We start from the raw sequence: 15,516 nt of genomic DNA, 5'->3' as shown, positions 1-15,516 counted from the left end.
ATAAAAGCTATGCAACCCTGTTAAAACAGGGTCGCTGCTAATCTGTTAAACCTTGGTTTCAACTTCGTTTTTCAAACGAGTTATAAAGGCGTCCAGAGGCATTACCCCCAGATCCAGATTGCCACGCGTACGCACAGCCACTGTGTTGGCATCCCTCTCTTTATCGCCTATCACGAGGATATATGGCAGTTTTTGAATGGAATGCTCGCGTATTTTAAAGGTAATCTTCTCATTACGCAAATCAGTTTTCACTCTAAACCCTTGTTTCTTCAGGATTTCGGCAACAGATTGTGAATATTCAGCCTGCGATTCCGAGATATTCAAGACGGAAACTTGCACCGGTGCCAGCCACAGCGGCAAGGCAGCAGCATGATTTTCTATCAAGATACCAATGAAACGCTCCATCGAACCCACAATCGCACGATGCAACATGATAGGCACTTTACGACTGTTGTCATCTGCGACATATTCCGCACCCAGGCGACCCGGCATGAAGAAATCGACCTGCATGGTACCAACCTGCCATGGGCGACCAAGGCTATCTTTCAGATGATATTCAATTTTAGGGCCGTAGAAAGCACCCTCGCCTGGCAATTCTTCCCACTCAACACCACAGGAACGCAAAGCAGTACGCAAAGTATCTTCCGCCTTATCCCAGATTTCATCGCTACCGATGCGGTTATCAGGACGCAAAGCCAGCTTGATGAAAATCTTATCAAAACCAAAATCTTCATACACTTTCATTGCCTGCGGGTGAAAGGCCATGACTTCAGCCTGAATCTGATCTTCAGTACAGAAAATATGACCATCATCCTGTGTAAAGCCACGCACGCGCATGATACCGTGCAGCGCACCAGACGGTTCATTACGATGGCACTGACCAAATTCACCAAAGCGCAAAGGCAGGTCACGATAACTCTTCATGCCGGAATTAAAAATCTGCACATGGCCAGGGCAATTCATCGGCTTCAAGGCATAGACGCGGTTTTCCGACTCGGTGACAAACATATTGTCTTTGTAGTTATCCCAGTGGCCAGTCTTGCCCCACAGGCTACTGTCAAGAATTTGTGGGCCCTTCACTTCCTGATAGCCGCAGTCCTGATACACCTTGCGCATGTATTGCTCTACCTGCTGCCAGATAGTCCAGCCCTTGGCATGCCAGAACACCAGGCCAGGCGCTTCATCCTGAAAGTGGAACAGGTCCAGCGCCTTGCCCAACTTGCGGTGATCACGCTTTTCAGCCTCTTCCAGCATATGCAGATAGGCTTCCTGATCTTCCTTCTTGGCAAAAGCAGTGCCGTAGACGCGTTGCAACATCTCGTTTTTAGAGTCCCCACGCCAGTAGGCACCAGCCAGCTTCATCAGCTTGAATACTTTCAGCTTGCCGGTGGATGGCACGTGCGGACCACGGCACAAGTCAGTGAAATTGCCTTCTGTGTACAAAGACACATCCTGGTCTGCAGGAATGGATTCAATGATCTCGGCCTTATAGGCTTCACCTATGGATTTGAAATAGGCAACAGCTTCATCACGTGGCAAGACCTTGCGAGTGACTGGCTCGTCTTTTTTCGCCAGCTCAGCCATTTTCTTTTCTATCGCCACCAGATCATCTGGTGTGAACGGGCGTTTGTAAGAAAAGTCATAGTAAAAACCATTCTCAATAACTGGGCCGATAGTGACCTGCGCATCCGGATACAATTCCTTGACGGCATACGCCAGCAAGTGAGCTGTAGAGTGACGTATCACTTCCAGGCCATCAGCATCTTTGTCCGTAACGATGGCCAGATCCGCATCCGCATCGATCAGATGCGAGGTGTCGACCAATTTTCCATTTACACGTCCAGCCAGAGCAGCCTTTGCCAGGCCAGCACCGATGCTGGCAGCAACTTGCGCTACCGTTACCGGTGCATCGAATTGTCGTTGCGAACCATCAGGAAGTTTTACTGAAACCATGTCACTCTCCAAAGCGGAAAAAATACTAAAGAATTGAGATAAAAAATGAGTCTAAAAAACGCAGACGAAAAAAAAGCACGGCTAGCCGTGCTTTTTCAGTTTGTTTCAAACGAAAAGTATCCTCGACTAGAGTCGCTCCCAAACCAGTTTCGTGGTAGTTCGCGGTGTCATAACCAGGGATGCCTTTCTCGCTCTTAACTATAATATTTTAATAATTTTAAAATCTTTGGTAGGCACGATTGGACTCGAACCAACGACCCCTACCATGTCAAGGTAGTGCTCTAACCAGCTGAGCTACGCGCCTAAAGAAACGAGATTATAGCAGAGACTTTCGAGAAATTGCTAGCCCCTTGCCTTAAAAAAATTTATCCGCAATAAACCTGACTGGAATTACGGTTACCGGAACTCATTTGCCGTGCGACCGAATACCCGCATTCGGCTACACTATGGCATATCCCGGATTCAATACTCGATTCAACTCTCAATAAGCAAGCCATTATCGATATGCCACATCACGTCCACAGTAAAAGCGACCATTTGCACGACCACCGCCGCGGTGACGCCGAACACCGGCATTATTTTGAAAGCCGCAGCCAAAAGATACTGGCCTGGGCGCTGGGCCTGACCCTGAGCTTTGCGGGCGTGGAAGTAGTGTTCGGTTTTATATCCAACTCACTGGCCCTGATATCCGATGCCGGGCACATGGTGACCGATGCTGCAGCGCTGGGTCTGGCACTACTGGCGCAGATCATTGCGAAACGACCTCCAACAGCAAAGAATTCATTTGGTTTTGGTCGCGCCGAAGCACTGGCTGCCTTTGTCAACGGCCTGATCATGCTGGGTGTCATAGCCTGGATCATCAAAGAAGCCCTACAGCGATTTTCCACACCAGAAACAGTGCAAGGCGGTACTGTCATGCTGGTGGCGAGCATAGGTCTGGCTATCAACATTGTCGTTGCCTGGGTATTGTCACACGACAAAGAAAGCGTCAACACCAAAGCTGCTCTGGTCCACGTCATGGGTGATTTGTTGGGATCAGTGGCAGCAATCGTATCCGGTGCCGTGATCTATCTGACTGGCTGGATGCAAATCGACCCGCTGCTGTCGATTTTTGTTTCCCTGCTGATCCTCAAATCCACGCTAGCAGTATTGAGCGAGTCCTACCATTTCCTGATGGAAGGCGTGCCTCATCATATTGACTATGTGCAAATTGGCGCAGACCTGGAAGAGGTCAATGGCGTGTTGTCAGTACATGACCTGCATGTATGGGAAATGTCACCCGGCTTCCCTGCACTGATAGGTCATCTGGAAATTGAAGACCTTAGCGCCTGGCCCCGCATACTGGAAAGCGTCAAGACCATGCTGCTGAGCAAACATAAAATTGACCACATTACGCTGCAGGCGGAAGTGGCCGAACTGGAAGAGTTTCAGGATTAAGAGCTACCATGCTGGATACGTCAGCAACCGAGGTATCCAGCATGCACTTTAATTACGCCGCACTTCCAGCACACCACTGACTTCATGCAACACCGTCAGCGCTTTTTGCAATTGCGTGGTACCGCCGATTTCAACGGTGAATGACATCCTGGCCTGTGACTTGGCGCTTTGGGTATTGACACCTATCACATTGATTTTTTCGCGAGAAAATACTTCGGAAATATCACGCAGCAGCCCCTGGCGATCTTGTGCCAGCACGAAGATATCGACGGGGTATACCGTGTCCTTGCCATGCTCGCCCCAGGTGGTCTGGATCACGCGCTCGGGCGCCTTGTTACGCATTTCTGCAAAATTCTTGCAACTCAGGCGGTGTATGGATATACCTTTGCCACGCGTAACAAAGCCGACGATATCATCCGGCGGTGCAGGTTTGCAGCAACGTGCCAGTTGTGTCATCAAACCTTCGGTTCCAACCACCAGCACGCCGGATTTGGCACCCTGCGTCACGCTGGATGCGCGACTCTTGTTGGTGAAACTGGCTTCGTCTGGCTCAGCCTCGACGACATTTTCACGCAACACGGTCTCGATCTGGCGCAGGCTGAATTCATCCTTGCCTACCGATAAAAACAAGTCATTGACTTCAGCAAAGCCCAGCTTGCGCGCCAGCTCTTCCAAATTGACAGCCGTCTTGCCTTCGCGCTGCAGGGTTTTTTCAACCAAGGCGCGGCCCGATGACAGGGTTTCTTCCTGATCGATGGTATTGAACCAGGCGCGGATTTTGGTACGGGTACGCGTGCTGGCAGAATATTCGGGCGTCAGCCAGTCACGCGAAGGGCCAGCCTGTGGCGAACCAACTTTGAGAGTAATAATTTCTACCGTCTGGCCGTTTTTCAAAGGTGTATTCAGCGGTACCATGACATTGTCGACACGCGCACCACGACAACGATGCCCTACATCTGTATGCAGGTGATAGGCAAAATCCACCGGGGTTGAATTGCAAGGTAACTCGATGACCCTGGCTTGTGGCGTCAAGACATAGATCCTGTCATCCAGGCTGGCAGCCTTGAGTTTTTCCACCCATTCGCGCTGCAATTCTTCGTGTTCAACAACAACATCAGCAACGTCGGTTTTCCAGGCCAGCAATTGCCTGAGCCAGGCAATTTTTTCATCGTATTCCTGCGCTGAAAAATTCGAGCCCCCCGATTCCTTGTAACGCCAGTGAGCAGCCACACCGTATTCAGCAAACTGGTGCATTTCACGCGTGCGTATCTGCACTTCCAATGGCCTGCCATCTTCCACCACCACGACGGTATGCAGAGACTTGTAGCCATTCGGCTTGGGGCGCGAAATATAATCGTCAAACTCTTTGGGTATCGGTGTCCAGGCATTGTGAACGATACCCAGGACCGTATAGCAATCCTTGATATCATCGACAATCACGCGGAAAGCACGGACATCATACAGCTCGTCAAAATCGACGGACTTGCCCTTCATCTTTTTCCAGATGCTGTATATGTGCTTGGGGCGCCCGGTGACTTCGGCCTTGACACCCGCCGCCAGCAATTCTTTGTTCAACCTGGCAATGGCATTGACGACAAAGCTTTCACGCTCCAGCCGCTTTTCTTCCAGCATCTTGGCAATGCGCTTGTATTGCTGAGGCTCCAGGAAACGGAAAGACAGGTCTTCCAGCTCCCATTTCAATTGCCACACACCAAGGCGATTCGCCAGTGGCGCATATAAATCCATGGTCTCGCTGGCATATTGCTGGGCTGCGCCATCTTCGCGTTTGCATTCGGCAAAATAACGCAGTGTGGTCACGCGCGAAGCCAGCCGCACCAGGACGACACGCATGTCGGTGGCCATGGCCAACACCATCTTGCGCAGGGTTTCCATCTGGGTGGCGGCTTTTTCTGCCGCGTCCTTGCCACGTCCGACATCATGCTGGGTCAGTGCAGCTTCACGCAACTTCATAAGACGGCGTATCCCAGTCACCAGGTCAGCAATTTCTTTGCCGAAGCGAATTTCTATCTGCTCTGCCGCGATCGGGTTCAGTTCTGGTAACTCAAACAGAATGGCGGCAATGCGGGTATCAACATCGGTACGCAGCATCGCCAGCGTGGCCACCACGCCACTGACGAATTGCAAGGCATTCTGCTCTGTCACTACACATTTATTTGCATACAGGGGTGTGACATATTCCAGCGCAGCGACAACCCGCTCTGCGTCTGTATCTGACAAGCCTTCAAGCAGCGCTGCTTCGGAGGCTGTGGTCGAAATTGATACCATATCAATTATTTCTGCGCTGCTGTAATGACGATCTCAATCAACCATTCGGGCTTTGCCAGTTTGGCTTCCACTGTCGCACGTGGCGGTGAATTGCCTTCGGCTACCCAGCTATCCCACACCTGGTTCATGGCGGTAATCAGTGTAATGTCAGACAAAAAAATCTGGCAGCTCAAAATCCGTGTCTTGTCGCTGCCAGCTTCGGCCAGCAAACGGTCAACGTGGGCCAGTACTTGTTCAGTCTGCCCTTCTATGCCCTGCGTGGCTTCATCCGGTACCTGGCCGGCAAGGTAAACCACCCGATTGAAAATGGCGGTTTCCGACAAACGTGGGCCTACATGAAATCTCTGGATACTCATTTTTATACTCAAACCTGATTCAACAAAAAATCAACTGCAACGGCAATCTGATCCGGTTGCACAAATGTCGGCGCATGCCCTATTCCTGCAAATTCCACCAGCTTTGCCCGTGGACCACGCTGCGTCATTGCCGCAGCCGACTCGGCCGTCAGCAAATCCGATTCACTACCACGCACCAGCAAGGTCGGGCATTTTATTGCATCATACGCCGCCCACAACATGTTCTGGGCAAGCGCAGCCATTTCCGGTGTGCTGGCCTTGATCGGTTCAGCCAGCCCAAGGTCATAGTGTCGCACCCATTGCCCTTGTTCATTTTGACGCAAAACATCCCGGGCCAGTTTTTCCCACTGCTCTGGTGTATGGGGGCCAAAAGAAATGGAAATCGCCTTGATATAAGCTTGCGCCTCTTCAAACGTTGCAAAACGTACATCCTGCCCTATGTAATCACCGATTCTGGCCAAAGCCTCAGGATTCAGCACTGGCCCCACGTCATTCAAGACCAGTTTTTGAATCGGATTATCAGGCAAACTTGCCAGGCTCATGCCTATCAAACCGCCCATGGATGTGCCAAACCAGTGCACAGTCCCGGCATCAAGGCGCGCCAGCAGGCTCACCATGTCACTCACATATTGCGGTATCTGGTAATGCATGGGGTTGCGCAAGCGGCCAGAATAACCACGCCCGACAACGTCAGGACACACGACACGATAGTGCTGGCATAGTGCCGCAGCCAAAGAATCAAAATCATCAGCCACCCGTGTCACACCGTGAACACAGATCAAGACCCTGGGATTGAGAGGGTCACCCCACTCTTTGTAAGACATGGTATGCAAGCCGGTAGGCGAGATACATTGCACTGATTTGCGTCTGGCCTGCATGGATTATCCTTATAAACAGTATTTTTACTAGCGCATGTGACCTACATTTTACCGTTCGTTGCGCTTAAAATCATTGTTAACTGTTTGAATGCATGTTTTTTTAGCAAATCAGGACTTGCCCCGGCTTGCATTAACACAACATATGACAGGGAATTTTTTTACGTCCCTTGCACTAAACCACACTTCAGGAGTCAGCATGTCAGCATCTTCGCTTAAAGGTAAAACCGCACTGGTTACAGGTTCCACATCCGGCATAGGACTCGGCATAGCCCGTTCGCTGGCTGCTGAAGGCGCAAATATCGTCTTTAATGGCTTTGGTGACAGACAAGAGATACAAAACCTGCAGAATGCCGTCGAAACCGAGTTTGATGTCCAGACAGCCTACCACAATGCAGATATGAGCAAAGCTGGTGAAATTGAAGCCATGATGCAGTTTGCCAATAGCAAGTTCGGTGGTGTTGACATCCTTGTCAACAACGCTGGCATACAACATGTCGCCAATATTGAAGACTTCCCGGTAGAAAAATGGGATGCCGTCATCGCCATCAATCTGACATCCAGTTTCCACACCACGCGTCTGGTGCTGCCTTACATGAAGCAAAAAAACTGGGGTCGCATCATTAATCTGGCTTCAGTTCATGGCCTGGTTGCATCTGCCCAAAAATCAGCTTATGTGGCGGCAAAACATGGTCTGATCGGCTTTACCAAAACGACTGCATTGGAAACCGCAGAAACCGGCATTACCTGCAATGCCATCTGCCCAGGCTGGGTATTGACACCACTGGTACAAAAACAGGTGGATGACCGGGCAGCAAAAGAAGGTGTTGACAATGACACTGCAAAAAAACGCCTGCTGGCAGAAAAACAGCCATCCGGCGAATTCGTCACGCCAGCACAACTGGGGGCGCTTGCCGTGTTCTTTTGCAGCGAGGCAGGCAATCAGATTCGCGGTGTCGCCTGGAATATGGATGGTGGCTGGGTCGCACAATAAATGTCAGACCAGCCCAAAAACTACTCTGCTGCGCCAGTGAGCAAAGAAGTGACAGCTTTTACTTTTTGCTTTCGTCACACTTTTTTCAGATGTATAGTGCGATAACACTTTCAAAACAGGAGCCCCTCATGCAAGTTCTTGTACGTCTAGCTGGCATTTCTGCCATCGCCCTCACCGCCAGCACCTGTCTTGCCGCAGATAAAATGAAACCCGGCCTATGGGAAATGACCATGAAGTCGGATTCCATGAAGAGCATGCCCAAAATCCCGCCTGAACAGTTGGAAAAAATGAAGCAGATGGGTATCAAAATGCCTGTCATGCAAGATGGGGCCATGATACATAAAGTCTGCTTCACCAAAGAAATGGTAGATCAGGACAAACCGCCCGCCAGTGGTCGTGATCAATATTGCCAGAACAAGAATTTTTCGCGCTCAGGCAATAGCTATTCGGCAGAGATCGTCTGTGATATGCCGGAAATGAAAGGCACAGGTAATGTCAAAGGCAGCTTTACCTCTGACAGTATGACTTCTGTTTATGATTTTAAGGGTGTTTCTCACGGCAAGCCGGTTTCTCAGCATATGGAAACCACGGGTAAGTGGATGGGCAGTGATTGTGGAGATGTCAAACCACCTGTCATGCCACAGAAAAAATAATTCACGCAGGACTTACGCAAAACCGCTCCTGCTGCGTTGCAGCGACTGGCTGTAGTACTGTCTTCGTCGCTGCAACCTTGCTGGAATAATTTTGCATCAGTCTTATCACGCATGTACTGCTACGAACGAACAAAAAGCCGATGTCATACACATCGGCTTTTTGTTTTAGAAAACTTAACTCAATCCATACACTCAGGCCACTGCACTGACATCGATCACAGCTTCGGTTTTGGCAATAATTTCTTCCTTGCTGACCCCAGTCGCCAGCTCGACCAGTTTCAAACCCGTTGGCGTGACGTCAATCACACCCAAATCAGTGATAATGCGGTTCACCACAGCGACGCCAGTCAAAGGCAGATTGCAGGCTTTCAAAATCTTGTGCACATCGCCCTTGGCTACATGCTCCATCAACACCACGACGCGACCCACACCAGCCACCAGGTCCATGGCTCCACCCATACCCTTGACCATCTTGCCAGGGATCATCCAGTTGGCCAGATCGCCGTGTTCGCTGACTTGCATTGCCCCCAGAATAGCCAGGTTGATCTTGCCACCACGTATCATGGCGAATGAATCAGCCGAACTGAATATCGACGAACCCGGCAAAGTTGTTACTGTTTGCTTGCCTGCATTGATCATGTCGGGATCCACTTCCTCCTCAGTCGGGAAAGGGCCTATGCCCAGCAAACCATTTTCGGATTGCAACCAGACTTCCATGCCTTCTGGCACATGGTTGGCGACCATAGTCGGCAAGCCTATGCCCAGATTGACGTAAAAACCGTCTTGCAATTCCTGTGCTGCACGCGCAGCCATCTCATCACGATTCCATGCCATGTCTCTTGTCTCCTGCTGTGTTTATTTCGAAGGGCGTACGGTACGCTGTTCTATACGTTTTTCCGGATTGGCATTGACGACTATGCGCTGCACGAAAATACCCGGCGTGTGAACCTCATCCGGATCCAGTTCCCCGGTTTCGACCAGCACTTCGACTTCCGCCACGGTAAACTTGCCAGCCATCGCGACATTCGGATTGAAATTGCGCGCTGTCTTGCGGTAGACGAGATTACCTGCCTTGTCGCCCTTCCAAGCTTTGACCAGGGACACGTCGGATACCAGAGAGCGTTCCATCACGTATTTTTGGCCATCAAACTCACGGATTTCCTTGCCGTCAGCCACAATGGTACCAACGCCCGTCTTGGTGAAGAAGGCTGGGATACCGGCACCACCGGCACGCAGCTTCTCTGCCAGCGTGCCTTGGGGAGTGAATTCCAGTTCCAGCTCACCAGCCAGGTATTGACGTTCAAATTCCTTGTTTTCACCCACATAGGATGAAATCATTTTCTTGATCTGACGGGTGGTCAACAATTGCCCCAGACCAAAACCGTCAACACCCGCATTATTCGAAATGGCGGTCAGTTCTTTGACACCAGAATCACGCAAGGCAGCGATCAGTGCTTCAGGTATGCCGCACAGGCCAAAACCACCTACAGCAATGGTCTGACCATCTTTGATAATACCAGCCAGTGCGCTGGCAGCGTCAGGATAAACTTTGTCCATAATGTCCCCTCTCCAGGTTTTAAATCGATATTTCTTTTGTCAATTGGCCGCTGCAAATGCAGCAAAGCGCCATGCAAATCATTAGCCTTACAGGATATGATGCTGCGTTATACTGCGCAATACCGTAAAAATACGCCTTTATTAAAACTCACTTCATAAACTGGACTGAGTTGTGTTCTATAACCCTGTCAGTGGATCATGGAAATGAATGTCGTACAGCCCATAGATTTTGAATCCATATTTCAACATGCGCCTGTCGGTATGTGTGTGTCGCAAAATCGCATCATTCACGCCTGTAATGATGACCTGGCAAAAATGTTTGGCTATCAAAAAGATGAATTACTGGGCCAGTCTTTCCTGGTACTTTACCCCAGTCCTGACGAATTTGAGCGTACCGGTGCACGAATTACCCCCATCATGAATGCCAAAGGCTATTACTCTGATGAACGCATCATGAAACGTGCTAATCAGGAACTGTTCTGGTGTCACGTATCAGGACGGGGACTGAGCAAGGACAATCCGCACGCCGCCGGCATCTGGACTTTCGAAGACCTGAGCGCCAAACGCCCGGTGACTGCCGAACTGACGCCACGCGAACGCGAAATTGCCGCACTGTTGGTGGAAGGCAAAACCAGCAAGCTAATTGCACGCCAAATCGACCTCAGTCCAAGAACAGTGGAAATGCACAGGGCAAAACTGATGCGCAAGTTTAATTCATCGACTTCAAGTGAACTTGTGCATAAACTGCTGGGTATCATTCGCTGAACCAAGGTGTATGAGACAGCGCAAGCAGCGCCGTCAGCACCTCACTTTTTGCGTTTTGCCACCTTGATCTCACTTAATTTCTGCTTGATCGACTCCGGCAAACCAGTGGACTTGCCAGTATCGGCCGCCACCCAGACCACCTTCGCACCGCCTTCTGCATACAGGGCATAGCCGTCACCAACCGAGCGCATTTCCTGTATGGTTTCAAAGCTGCTACGCCCTGCTGCCCCGATGTAGGTACAGACCTCAACCTGGTCAGGATATTTCAGCGGTTTCTTGAAGGTGCAATAGGCATTCACGATAACGGGGCCGTTGCCCTCTTCATCCGGCTGGCAACCCATCATGCTCAGCCACTCTATACGTGCCTGCTCCATATAACGAAAATATACGGTATTGTTGACGTGGCCCATGGCATCCATATCTCCCCATCGTATGGGTATGGTGACGGTGTAGACCAGCTTCTTTTCCGTTACCTTATTCTCTATCATTGCACACTCATACCATCATCGGCGGTGACGATAGCACCATTCAGGAAGCGTGATTCTTCGGCGGCCAGCAAAAGCAGCAGGCCATCCAGATCTTCCGGCGTGCCTACACGTTTTCTTGGCAGCATCTCGACCAGTTTTTGACCTGCTTCAGTCGCAAAATAGTCTGAATTGATCTCAGTAGAAATATAGCCGGGACAAATCGCATTTACATTGATACCGTACTTACCCCACTCCACTGCCATCGCTTTGGTCATGTGCACCACCGCCGCCTTGCTCATGCAGTAGATGCCTATCTGTGGCAGCACACGCAGACCGGCTACAGAGGCAATATTGATGATGCGATGCTGCTTTTTAGGATCGCCCTTATGGCGGGCGATCATACGCTTGGCGGCTTCCTGCGCCACAAAGAAGGCACCGCGTTGATTGGTATCCATGACATAGGCATAGTCATCCGGCGTCACATCGACCAGGCGTTGCGTAGTCGACACACCGGAATTATTGATCAGGATATCTATCGGGCCCGCCTCGGTCTCGGCGTGGGCAATCGCTGACTTGATGCTGCCATAGTCCGTCACATCCAGGGCCACCACATGCGCGGCACCACCTTCGGATTCGATTTCGGCACGCAATTCTTTCAGTCTGTCTATACGACGCGATGCCAGCACGACCTGTGCGCCAGCCTGTGCCAGAATTTTGGCAAACCGTGCACCAAGACCACTGGAAGCGCCTGTAATCAGCGCAATTTTGCCTTCGAAATTGACTTCTATGCCCATCTGATTCTCCGCAATATTTGGAATAAGTTCACTAAACTATAAGACTCTATGATGACATAGAGATTATGCTTGTGTTGTACGGATTTGAATTAGTTGAAGATTTTTACAGAAAATTTCCTGCAAATTCACATGATCTTGATGCATCCCAAAGTTGGCTCTGCGATAATCCGGTGTAACTTGTGCACCAATGGAACCTGTTTACGATCTGTAGCGAGCGAGCGTCAGCGGGGTAAGGGTAACTAAGCGCAGCGCAAAAAGCGGAATGTACTCTAGTACACGAGCATTTTGAGCAACACATGAGCCCCGATCACACACGCGCAGTAAGATCGTAAACAGGTTCTAAGAAAAATTTTTGGAGTGCACCCTCGCTTGCGAAATATACCTACAGCAGATAACATGCTGAAAACAAATAAGCACGATCGTTCGAAAATCTTCATAAAGTGAAAATAGCCATGACTCAAAGCATACTTGAACAGTACGGTCCTCGCGACGCAATGGAATATGATGTCGTCGTCGTCGGCGGTGGTCCGGCGGGTTTGTCGGCAGCCATCAAGCTGAAACAGCTGGCTGCAGAAAAAGGTACGGAAGTCTCAGTCTGCGTGCTGGAAAAAGGCGGAGAGCCAGGCGCGCACATTCTTTCTGGTGCCGTCATGGACCCCAAAGCCCTGACAGAACTCTTTCCCAACTGGAAGGAAATGGGTGCGCCTTTGAATACCGAAGTCACAGAAGACCGGGTATTGGTATTGACTGAGAAAAAAGCCTATCGCACCCCCAACTGGGCACTGCCTGCCTGTTTTGAAAATCACGGCAATTACATCGTCTCGCTAGCCAATGTGACGCGCTGGCTGGGCCAGCAGGCCGAGGCTTTGGGTGTGGAAGTATTCCCTGGTTTTGCGGCGGCAGAAGTTCTGTACAACGAAGATGGATCAGTAAAAGGTGTTGCCACTGGCAATATGGGGGTAGACCGTCACGGTCAACCAACTTCCGCCTTCCAGCTAGGTATGGAATTACACGCGAAATACACCCTGTTTGCAGAAGGCGCACGTGGTCATCTGGGCAAACAAGTGATCGCCAAATATGATTTGAACAAGGGTAAAGACCCACAATCTTACGGCATAGGCATCAAGGAACTGTGGGAAATAGATCCCAAGCAACATAAACCTGGCCTGGTCGTGCACACAACTGGCTGGCCTTTGATGGATCAGTACAGCGGTTCTTTCCTTTACCATCTGGAAGACAATCTGGTTGCAGTAGGTTATGTCGTGGGTCTTGCATATGAAAACCCTTACCTGTCACCATACGAAGAATTCCAGCGCTTCAAAACTCATCCAGCGATTCGCACTTTCTTTGAAGGTGGCAAACGCGTGTCTTATGGTGCAAGGGCAATTACTGCCGGTGGCTTGCAATCCCTGCCTAAACTGGTGTTCCCAGGTGGCGCCTTGATAGGTTGTGATGCAGGCTTCCTGAATATGAGTCGTATCAAGGGTAGTCATGCCGCGATCAAGACGGGCATGCTGGCCGCTACAGCCGCCTTTGAAGCGGTGTCTGCCAACCGTCAGCATGATGAACTGAGCAGCTATTCGACGGCATTTGAACAATCCTGGCTGCATGAAGAGTTGTACACTGCACGCAATGTCAAACCATTGCTGAAGCGCGGCACCTATGGCTCGCCGCTGGTGTGGCTGGATCAGGTGGTATTGCGCGGCAAAGCACCGTGGACACTGCATCACAACAAGGCTGATCATGAATGCCTGCGCCCTGCTTCTGAATTCACGCCTATCGTCTATCCCAAGCCGGATGGCAAGCTGACCTTTGACCGTTTGTCTTCAGTCTTCATTTCCAATACCAATCACGCTGAAGACCAGCCCATCCATCTGACATTGAAAAATGCCGATGTGCCAGTATCTATCAACCTGGCGAAATTCGCTGGACCAGAGGCGCGCTATTGCCCGGCTGGTGTGTATGAATTCGTGAAAACCGAAGCTGGTGCTGACCGTCTGCAAATCAATGCGCAAAACTGCGTGCATTGCAAAACCTGTGACATCAAGGACCCAACGCAGAACATCGTCTGGGTGACGCCTGAAGGTGGGGGTGGACCCAATTATCCAAACATGTAGTCGAAGTTCTGATTAAGCTACTGCGCAGTGCGATTTTGAGCCTGCCTTTTTGCAAATTCGTCGTCGTACGTATGTACGACTGCGCTTCTTAACTCAAACTAGCCCTGCTCGCTACGCTTACTCAGAACTTCTTGACATATTAATTTTGGAAATGAATTTCTAATGCAAAAAGCCGCTAATTAGCGGCTTTTTCGTTTTCGGAGCTTTTTAAGACTTCAACCTGCAATCACCACTTGCCGGCCAGGATTTTTTCCAGCCAGAATGTGCCTATGACGGTTTTTACGTCGGTGATATGGCCGGATTTTATCCAGTCCAGCATCTCTGGCAGCGTGGCGGTGAAAACCTCCAGGAATTCTTCTTCATCCAGTGCTGCCTTCCCTGCCGTCAAGCCTTTGGCAAGGTAGATGTCCAGATGCTCGTCGGAATAAGCGATGGCATTGTGTATGGTGCAGACGAAAGACCAGTCCGTGGCGGTATAGCCGGTTTCTTCACGCAACTCGCGCTGGGCACAGACCAGCGGATCTTCACCCGGATCAATTTTACCAGCGGGAAATTCTATGAAAATGCGGTCAAGGGGATAGCGGAACTGTTTCTCCAGCAAGATCCTGCCGTCATCAAACAAAGGAATAATGACAACCGCACCAGGATGCCGAATGTATTCTCTGGTAGCAGTCTGACCGTCTGGCAGAGACACTACATCTTTGTCGACCTTGAGAAAACTGCCTGCATACACCTGCTCACTGCTAAGCCTGGTTTCTTGCAGATCCAGCTTGCTGGTGACTTTTTCAGCCATGTTTGCGCTTCAGGTAACGATAAACAAAACCGGGGAAAGCCAGCACCAGAAACAGGCAGCCATTGATGGCATAGAACTCCCAGCCCTGAGGAAACGGATTGCCAGCGGCTGACTCAAGAGCAAAGGCGACTCCACCAACAACAAAATATAGAACGACAAGTTCAATAAGGCGCAGCCATAGCGGTTTAACTATCGGCATAACAATTTCATTTTGTGATTCTGAAATTGCCGCGTTTGAATTTTCAACTACCTGATCCGCAAGATTGGTAGTAACCCTATTGACGTCTTCGTCGTCAAACAAGTCTGTATCTGTCGAATCGAACTTCGCCGGGCGCGATGCCCAAAAGAAAATTGGTTTCAGAAACATAAAACGCTGCAGCGGTATTACTGCGAAACAGCGCTCATTCACAAATGGCGTATTGGCGGCCAAAACCGCCAATACGATCACCAGCCAGACTGATGCAGAATT

General features: G+C 50.2%; 14 protein-coding genes, 1 tRNA gene and 2 pseudogenes. 5 read left to right on the top strand and 12 right to left on the bottom strand.

All coding sequences use genetic code 11. From position 1 onward, the window contains the following. Positions 1-45: 45 nt before the first annotated feature. Both thrS and AC1RVX_RS24660 read right to left on the bottom strand, forming a co-directional pair. Positions 46-1,953, bottom strand: coding sequence for a threonine--tRNA ligase (gene thrS, locus AC1RVX_RS24665; protein ID WP_493219220.1), 1,908 nt, complete (start codon positions 1,951-1,953; stop codon positions 46-48). Between the two features lie 227 nt (positions 1,954-2,180). Next, positions 2,181-2,257 (bottom strand) — tRNA-Val (locus tag AC1RVX_RS24660). A 200-nt stretch (positions 2,258-2,457) separates the two neighbouring features. Here AC1RVX_RS24660 and AC1RVX_RS24655 point away from each other — a divergent pair. After that, on the top strand, positions 2,458-3,390 hold the full coding sequence (locus AC1RVX_RS24655) for a cation diffusion facilitator family transporter (RefSeq protein ID WP_493219219.1): 933 nt from the start codon (positions 2,458-2,460) through the stop codon (positions 3,388-3,390). A 48-nt stretch (positions 3,391-3,438) separates the two neighbouring features. Here AC1RVX_RS24655 and AC1RVX_RS24650 read toward each other — a convergent pair whose 3' ends face one another. The 3 genes from AC1RVX_RS24650 to AC1RVX_RS24640 are packed head-to-tail and all read right to left on the bottom strand — an operon-like array spanning position 3,439 to position 6,910. Further along, the gene (locus AC1RVX_RS24650; RefSeq protein ID WP_493219218.1) at positions 3,439-5,676 is read right to left on the bottom strand and encodes a RelA/SpoT family protein; all 2,238 of its coding nucleotides are present in this window, start codon (positions 5,674-5,676) and stop codon (positions 3,439-3,441) included. A 5-nt stretch (positions 5,677-5,681) separates the two neighbouring features. Continuing rightward, positions 5,682-6,032, bottom strand: a complete 351-nt coding sequence (locus AC1RVX_RS24645) for a RidA family protein (protein ID WP_493219217.1) — start codon at positions 6,030-6,032, stop codon at positions 5,682-5,684. A gap of 8 nt (positions 6,033-6,040) precedes the next feature. Then, positions 6,041-6,910 carry an alpha/beta fold hydrolase gene (locus tag AC1RVX_RS24640; protein ID WP_493219216.1) on the bottom strand — a complete coding sequence of 290 codons (870 nt, stop codon included), beginning with the start codon at positions 6,908-6,910 and terminating at the stop codon, positions 6,041-6,043. Between the two features lie 196 nt (positions 6,911-7,106). Between AC1RVX_RS24640 and AC1RVX_RS24635 the strand changes: the two genes are divergently transcribed. Further along, a complete protein-coding gene (locus tag AC1RVX_RS24635; RefSeq protein WP_493219215.1) occupies positions 7,107-7,901 on the top strand; it encodes a 3-hydroxybutyrate dehydrogenase in 795 nt (264 codons plus the stop codon). Positions 7,902-8,029: 128 nt separating this feature from the next. Then, positions 8,030-8,554, top strand: coding sequence for a DUF3617 domain-containing protein (locus tag AC1RVX_RS24630; protein ID WP_493219214.1), 525 nt, complete (start codon positions 8,030-8,032; stop codon positions 8,552-8,554). A gap of 192 nt (positions 8,555-8,746) precedes the next feature. On the opposite strand, the gene AC1RVX_RS24625 is transcribed toward AC1RVX_RS24630, so the two are convergent. Beyond that, positions 8,747-9,388 (bottom strand): CoA transferase subunit B, encoded by a 642-nt coding sequence (locus tag AC1RVX_RS24625; RefSeq protein ID WP_493219213.1) that lies wholly within the window; start codon positions 9,386-9,388, stop codon positions 8,747-8,749. A gap of 21 nt (positions 9,389-9,409) precedes the next feature. Further along, the gene (locus AC1RVX_RS24620) at positions 9,410-10,111 is read right to left on the bottom strand and encodes a CoA transferase subunit A (RefSeq protein WP_493219212.1); all 702 of its coding nucleotides are present in this window, start codon (positions 10,109-10,111) and stop codon (positions 9,410-9,412) included. A gap of 204 nt (positions 10,112-10,315) precedes the next feature. Between AC1RVX_RS24620 and AC1RVX_RS24615 the strand changes: the two genes are divergently transcribed. Then, positions 10,316-10,876, top strand: a complete 561-nt coding sequence (locus tag AC1RVX_RS24615; RefSeq protein WP_493219211.1) for a LuxR C-terminal-related transcriptional regulator — start codon at positions 10,316-10,318, stop codon at positions 10,874-10,876. A 41-nt stretch (positions 10,877-10,917) separates the two neighbouring features. Here the strand turns inward: AC1RVX_RS24615 and AC1RVX_RS24610 are convergent, their stop codons facing one another. Together AC1RVX_RS24610 and AC1RVX_RS24605 are read right to left on the bottom strand one after the other, a co-directional pair. After that, on the bottom strand, positions 10,918-11,364 hold the full coding sequence (locus tag AC1RVX_RS24610) for an acyl-CoA thioesterase (protein ID WP_493219210.1): 447 nt from the start codon (positions 11,362-11,364) through the stop codon (positions 10,918-10,920). Beyond that, the gene (locus AC1RVX_RS24605) at positions 11,361-12,137 is read right to left on the bottom strand and encodes an SDR family oxidoreductase (RefSeq protein ID WP_422986256.1); all 777 of its coding nucleotides are present in this window, start codon (positions 12,135-12,137) and stop codon (positions 11,361-11,363) included. The genes AC1RVX_RS24610 and AC1RVX_RS24605 overlap by 4 nt, the downstream gene beginning before the upstream one ends. 494 nt (positions 12,138-12,631) lie before the next feature. Between AC1RVX_RS24605 and AC1RVX_RS24600 the strand changes: the two genes are divergently transcribed. Next, on the top strand, positions 12,632-14,254 hold the full coding sequence (locus tag AC1RVX_RS24600) for an electron transfer flavoprotein-ubiquinone oxidoreductase (RefSeq protein ID WP_493219258.1): 1,623 nt from the start codon (positions 12,632-12,634) through the stop codon (positions 14,252-14,254). Between the two features lie 226 nt (positions 14,255-14,480). Here AC1RVX_RS24600 and AC1RVX_RS24595 read toward each other — a convergent pair whose 3' ends face one another. The 3 genes and pseudogenes from AC1RVX_RS24595 to AC1RVX_RS24585 all read right to left on the bottom strand — a co-directional run. Then, entirely contained in the window at positions 14,481-15,047 is a 567-nt protein-coding gene (locus tag AC1RVX_RS24595; protein WP_493219209.1) for an NUDIX domain-containing protein, read from the bottom strand. Next, positions 15,040-15,234, bottom strand: a pseudogene (locus AC1RVX_RS24590) (DUF2818 family protein); the annotation flags it as partial. The gene AC1RVX_RS24595 and the pseudogene AC1RVX_RS24590, both read right to left, overlap by 8 nt. A gap of 198 nt (positions 15,235-15,432) precedes the next feature. After that, positions 15,433-15,495: pseudogene (locus tag AC1RVX_RS24585) on the bottom strand (DUF2818 family protein); the annotation flags it as partial. Positions 15,496-15,516 lie beyond the last annotated feature (21 nt).

The organism is Undibacterium sp. GW821-FHT11B02 (genome assembly GCF_058808955.1).
The sequence above is the reverse complement of the archived record's forward strand: the minus strand, read 5'-3'. Positions and strand labels throughout refer to the sequence as shown.

What these genes read in the sequence shown, in the direction of transcription:
- AC1RVX_RS24625 (WP_493219213.1), bottom strand. Translation starts at nt 9,388, where the DNA reads ATGGCATGGAATCGTGATGAGATGGCTGCGCGTGCAGCACAGGAATTG.
- AC1RVX_RS24640 (WP_493219216.1), bottom strand. Translation starts at nt 6,910, where the DNA reads ATGCAGGCCAGACGCAAATCAGTGCAATGTATCTCGCCTACCGGCTTG.
- AC1RVX_RS24605 (WP_422986256.1), bottom strand. Translation starts at nt 12,137, where the DNA reads ATGGGCATAGAAGTCAATTTCGAAGGCAAAATTGCGCTGATTACAGGC.
- thrS (WP_493219220.1), bottom strand. Translation starts at nt 1,953, where the DNA reads ATGGTTTCAGTAAAACTTCCTGATGGTTCGCAACGACAATTCGATGCA.
- AC1RVX_RS24645 (WP_493219217.1), bottom strand. Translation starts at nt 6,032, where the DNA reads ATGAGTATCCAGAGATTTCATGTAGGCCCACGTTTGTCGGAAACCGCC.
- AC1RVX_RS24635 (WP_493219215.1), top strand. Translation starts at nt 7,107, where the DNA reads ATGTCAGCATCTTCGCTTAAAGGTAAAACCGCACTGGTTACAGGTTCC.
- AC1RVX_RS24600 (WP_493219258.1), top strand. Translation starts at nt 12,632, where the DNA reads ATGGAATATGATGTCGTCGTCGTCGGCGGTGGTCCGGCGGGTTTGTCG.
- AC1RVX_RS24650 (WP_493219218.1), bottom strand. Translation starts at nt 5,676, where the DNA reads ATGGTATCAATTTCGACCACAGCCTCCGAAGCAGCGCTGCTTGAAGGC.
- AC1RVX_RS24615 (WP_493219211.1), top strand. Translation starts at nt 10,316, where the DNA reads ATGAATGTCGTACAGCCCATAGATTTTGAATCCATATTTCAACATGCG.
- AC1RVX_RS24630 (WP_493219214.1), top strand. Translation starts at nt 8,030, where the DNA reads ATGCAAGTTCTTGTACGTCTAGCTGGCATTTCTGCCATCGCCCTCACC.
- AC1RVX_RS24595 (WP_493219209.1), bottom strand. Translation starts at nt 15,047, where the DNA reads ATGGCTGAAAAAGTCACCAGCAAGCTGGATCTGCAAGAAACCAGGCTT.
- AC1RVX_RS24610 (WP_493219210.1), bottom strand. Translation starts at nt 11,364, where the DNA reads ATGATAGAGAATAAGGTAACGGAAAAGAAGCTGGTCTACACCGTCACC.
- AC1RVX_RS24655 (WP_493219219.1), top strand. Translation starts at nt 2,458, where the DNA reads ATGCCACATCACGTCCACAGTAAAAGCGACCATTTGCACGACCACCGC.
- AC1RVX_RS24620 (WP_493219212.1), bottom strand. Translation starts at nt 10,111, where the DNA reads ATGGACAAAGTTTATCCTGACGCTGCCAGCGCACTGGCTGGTATTATC.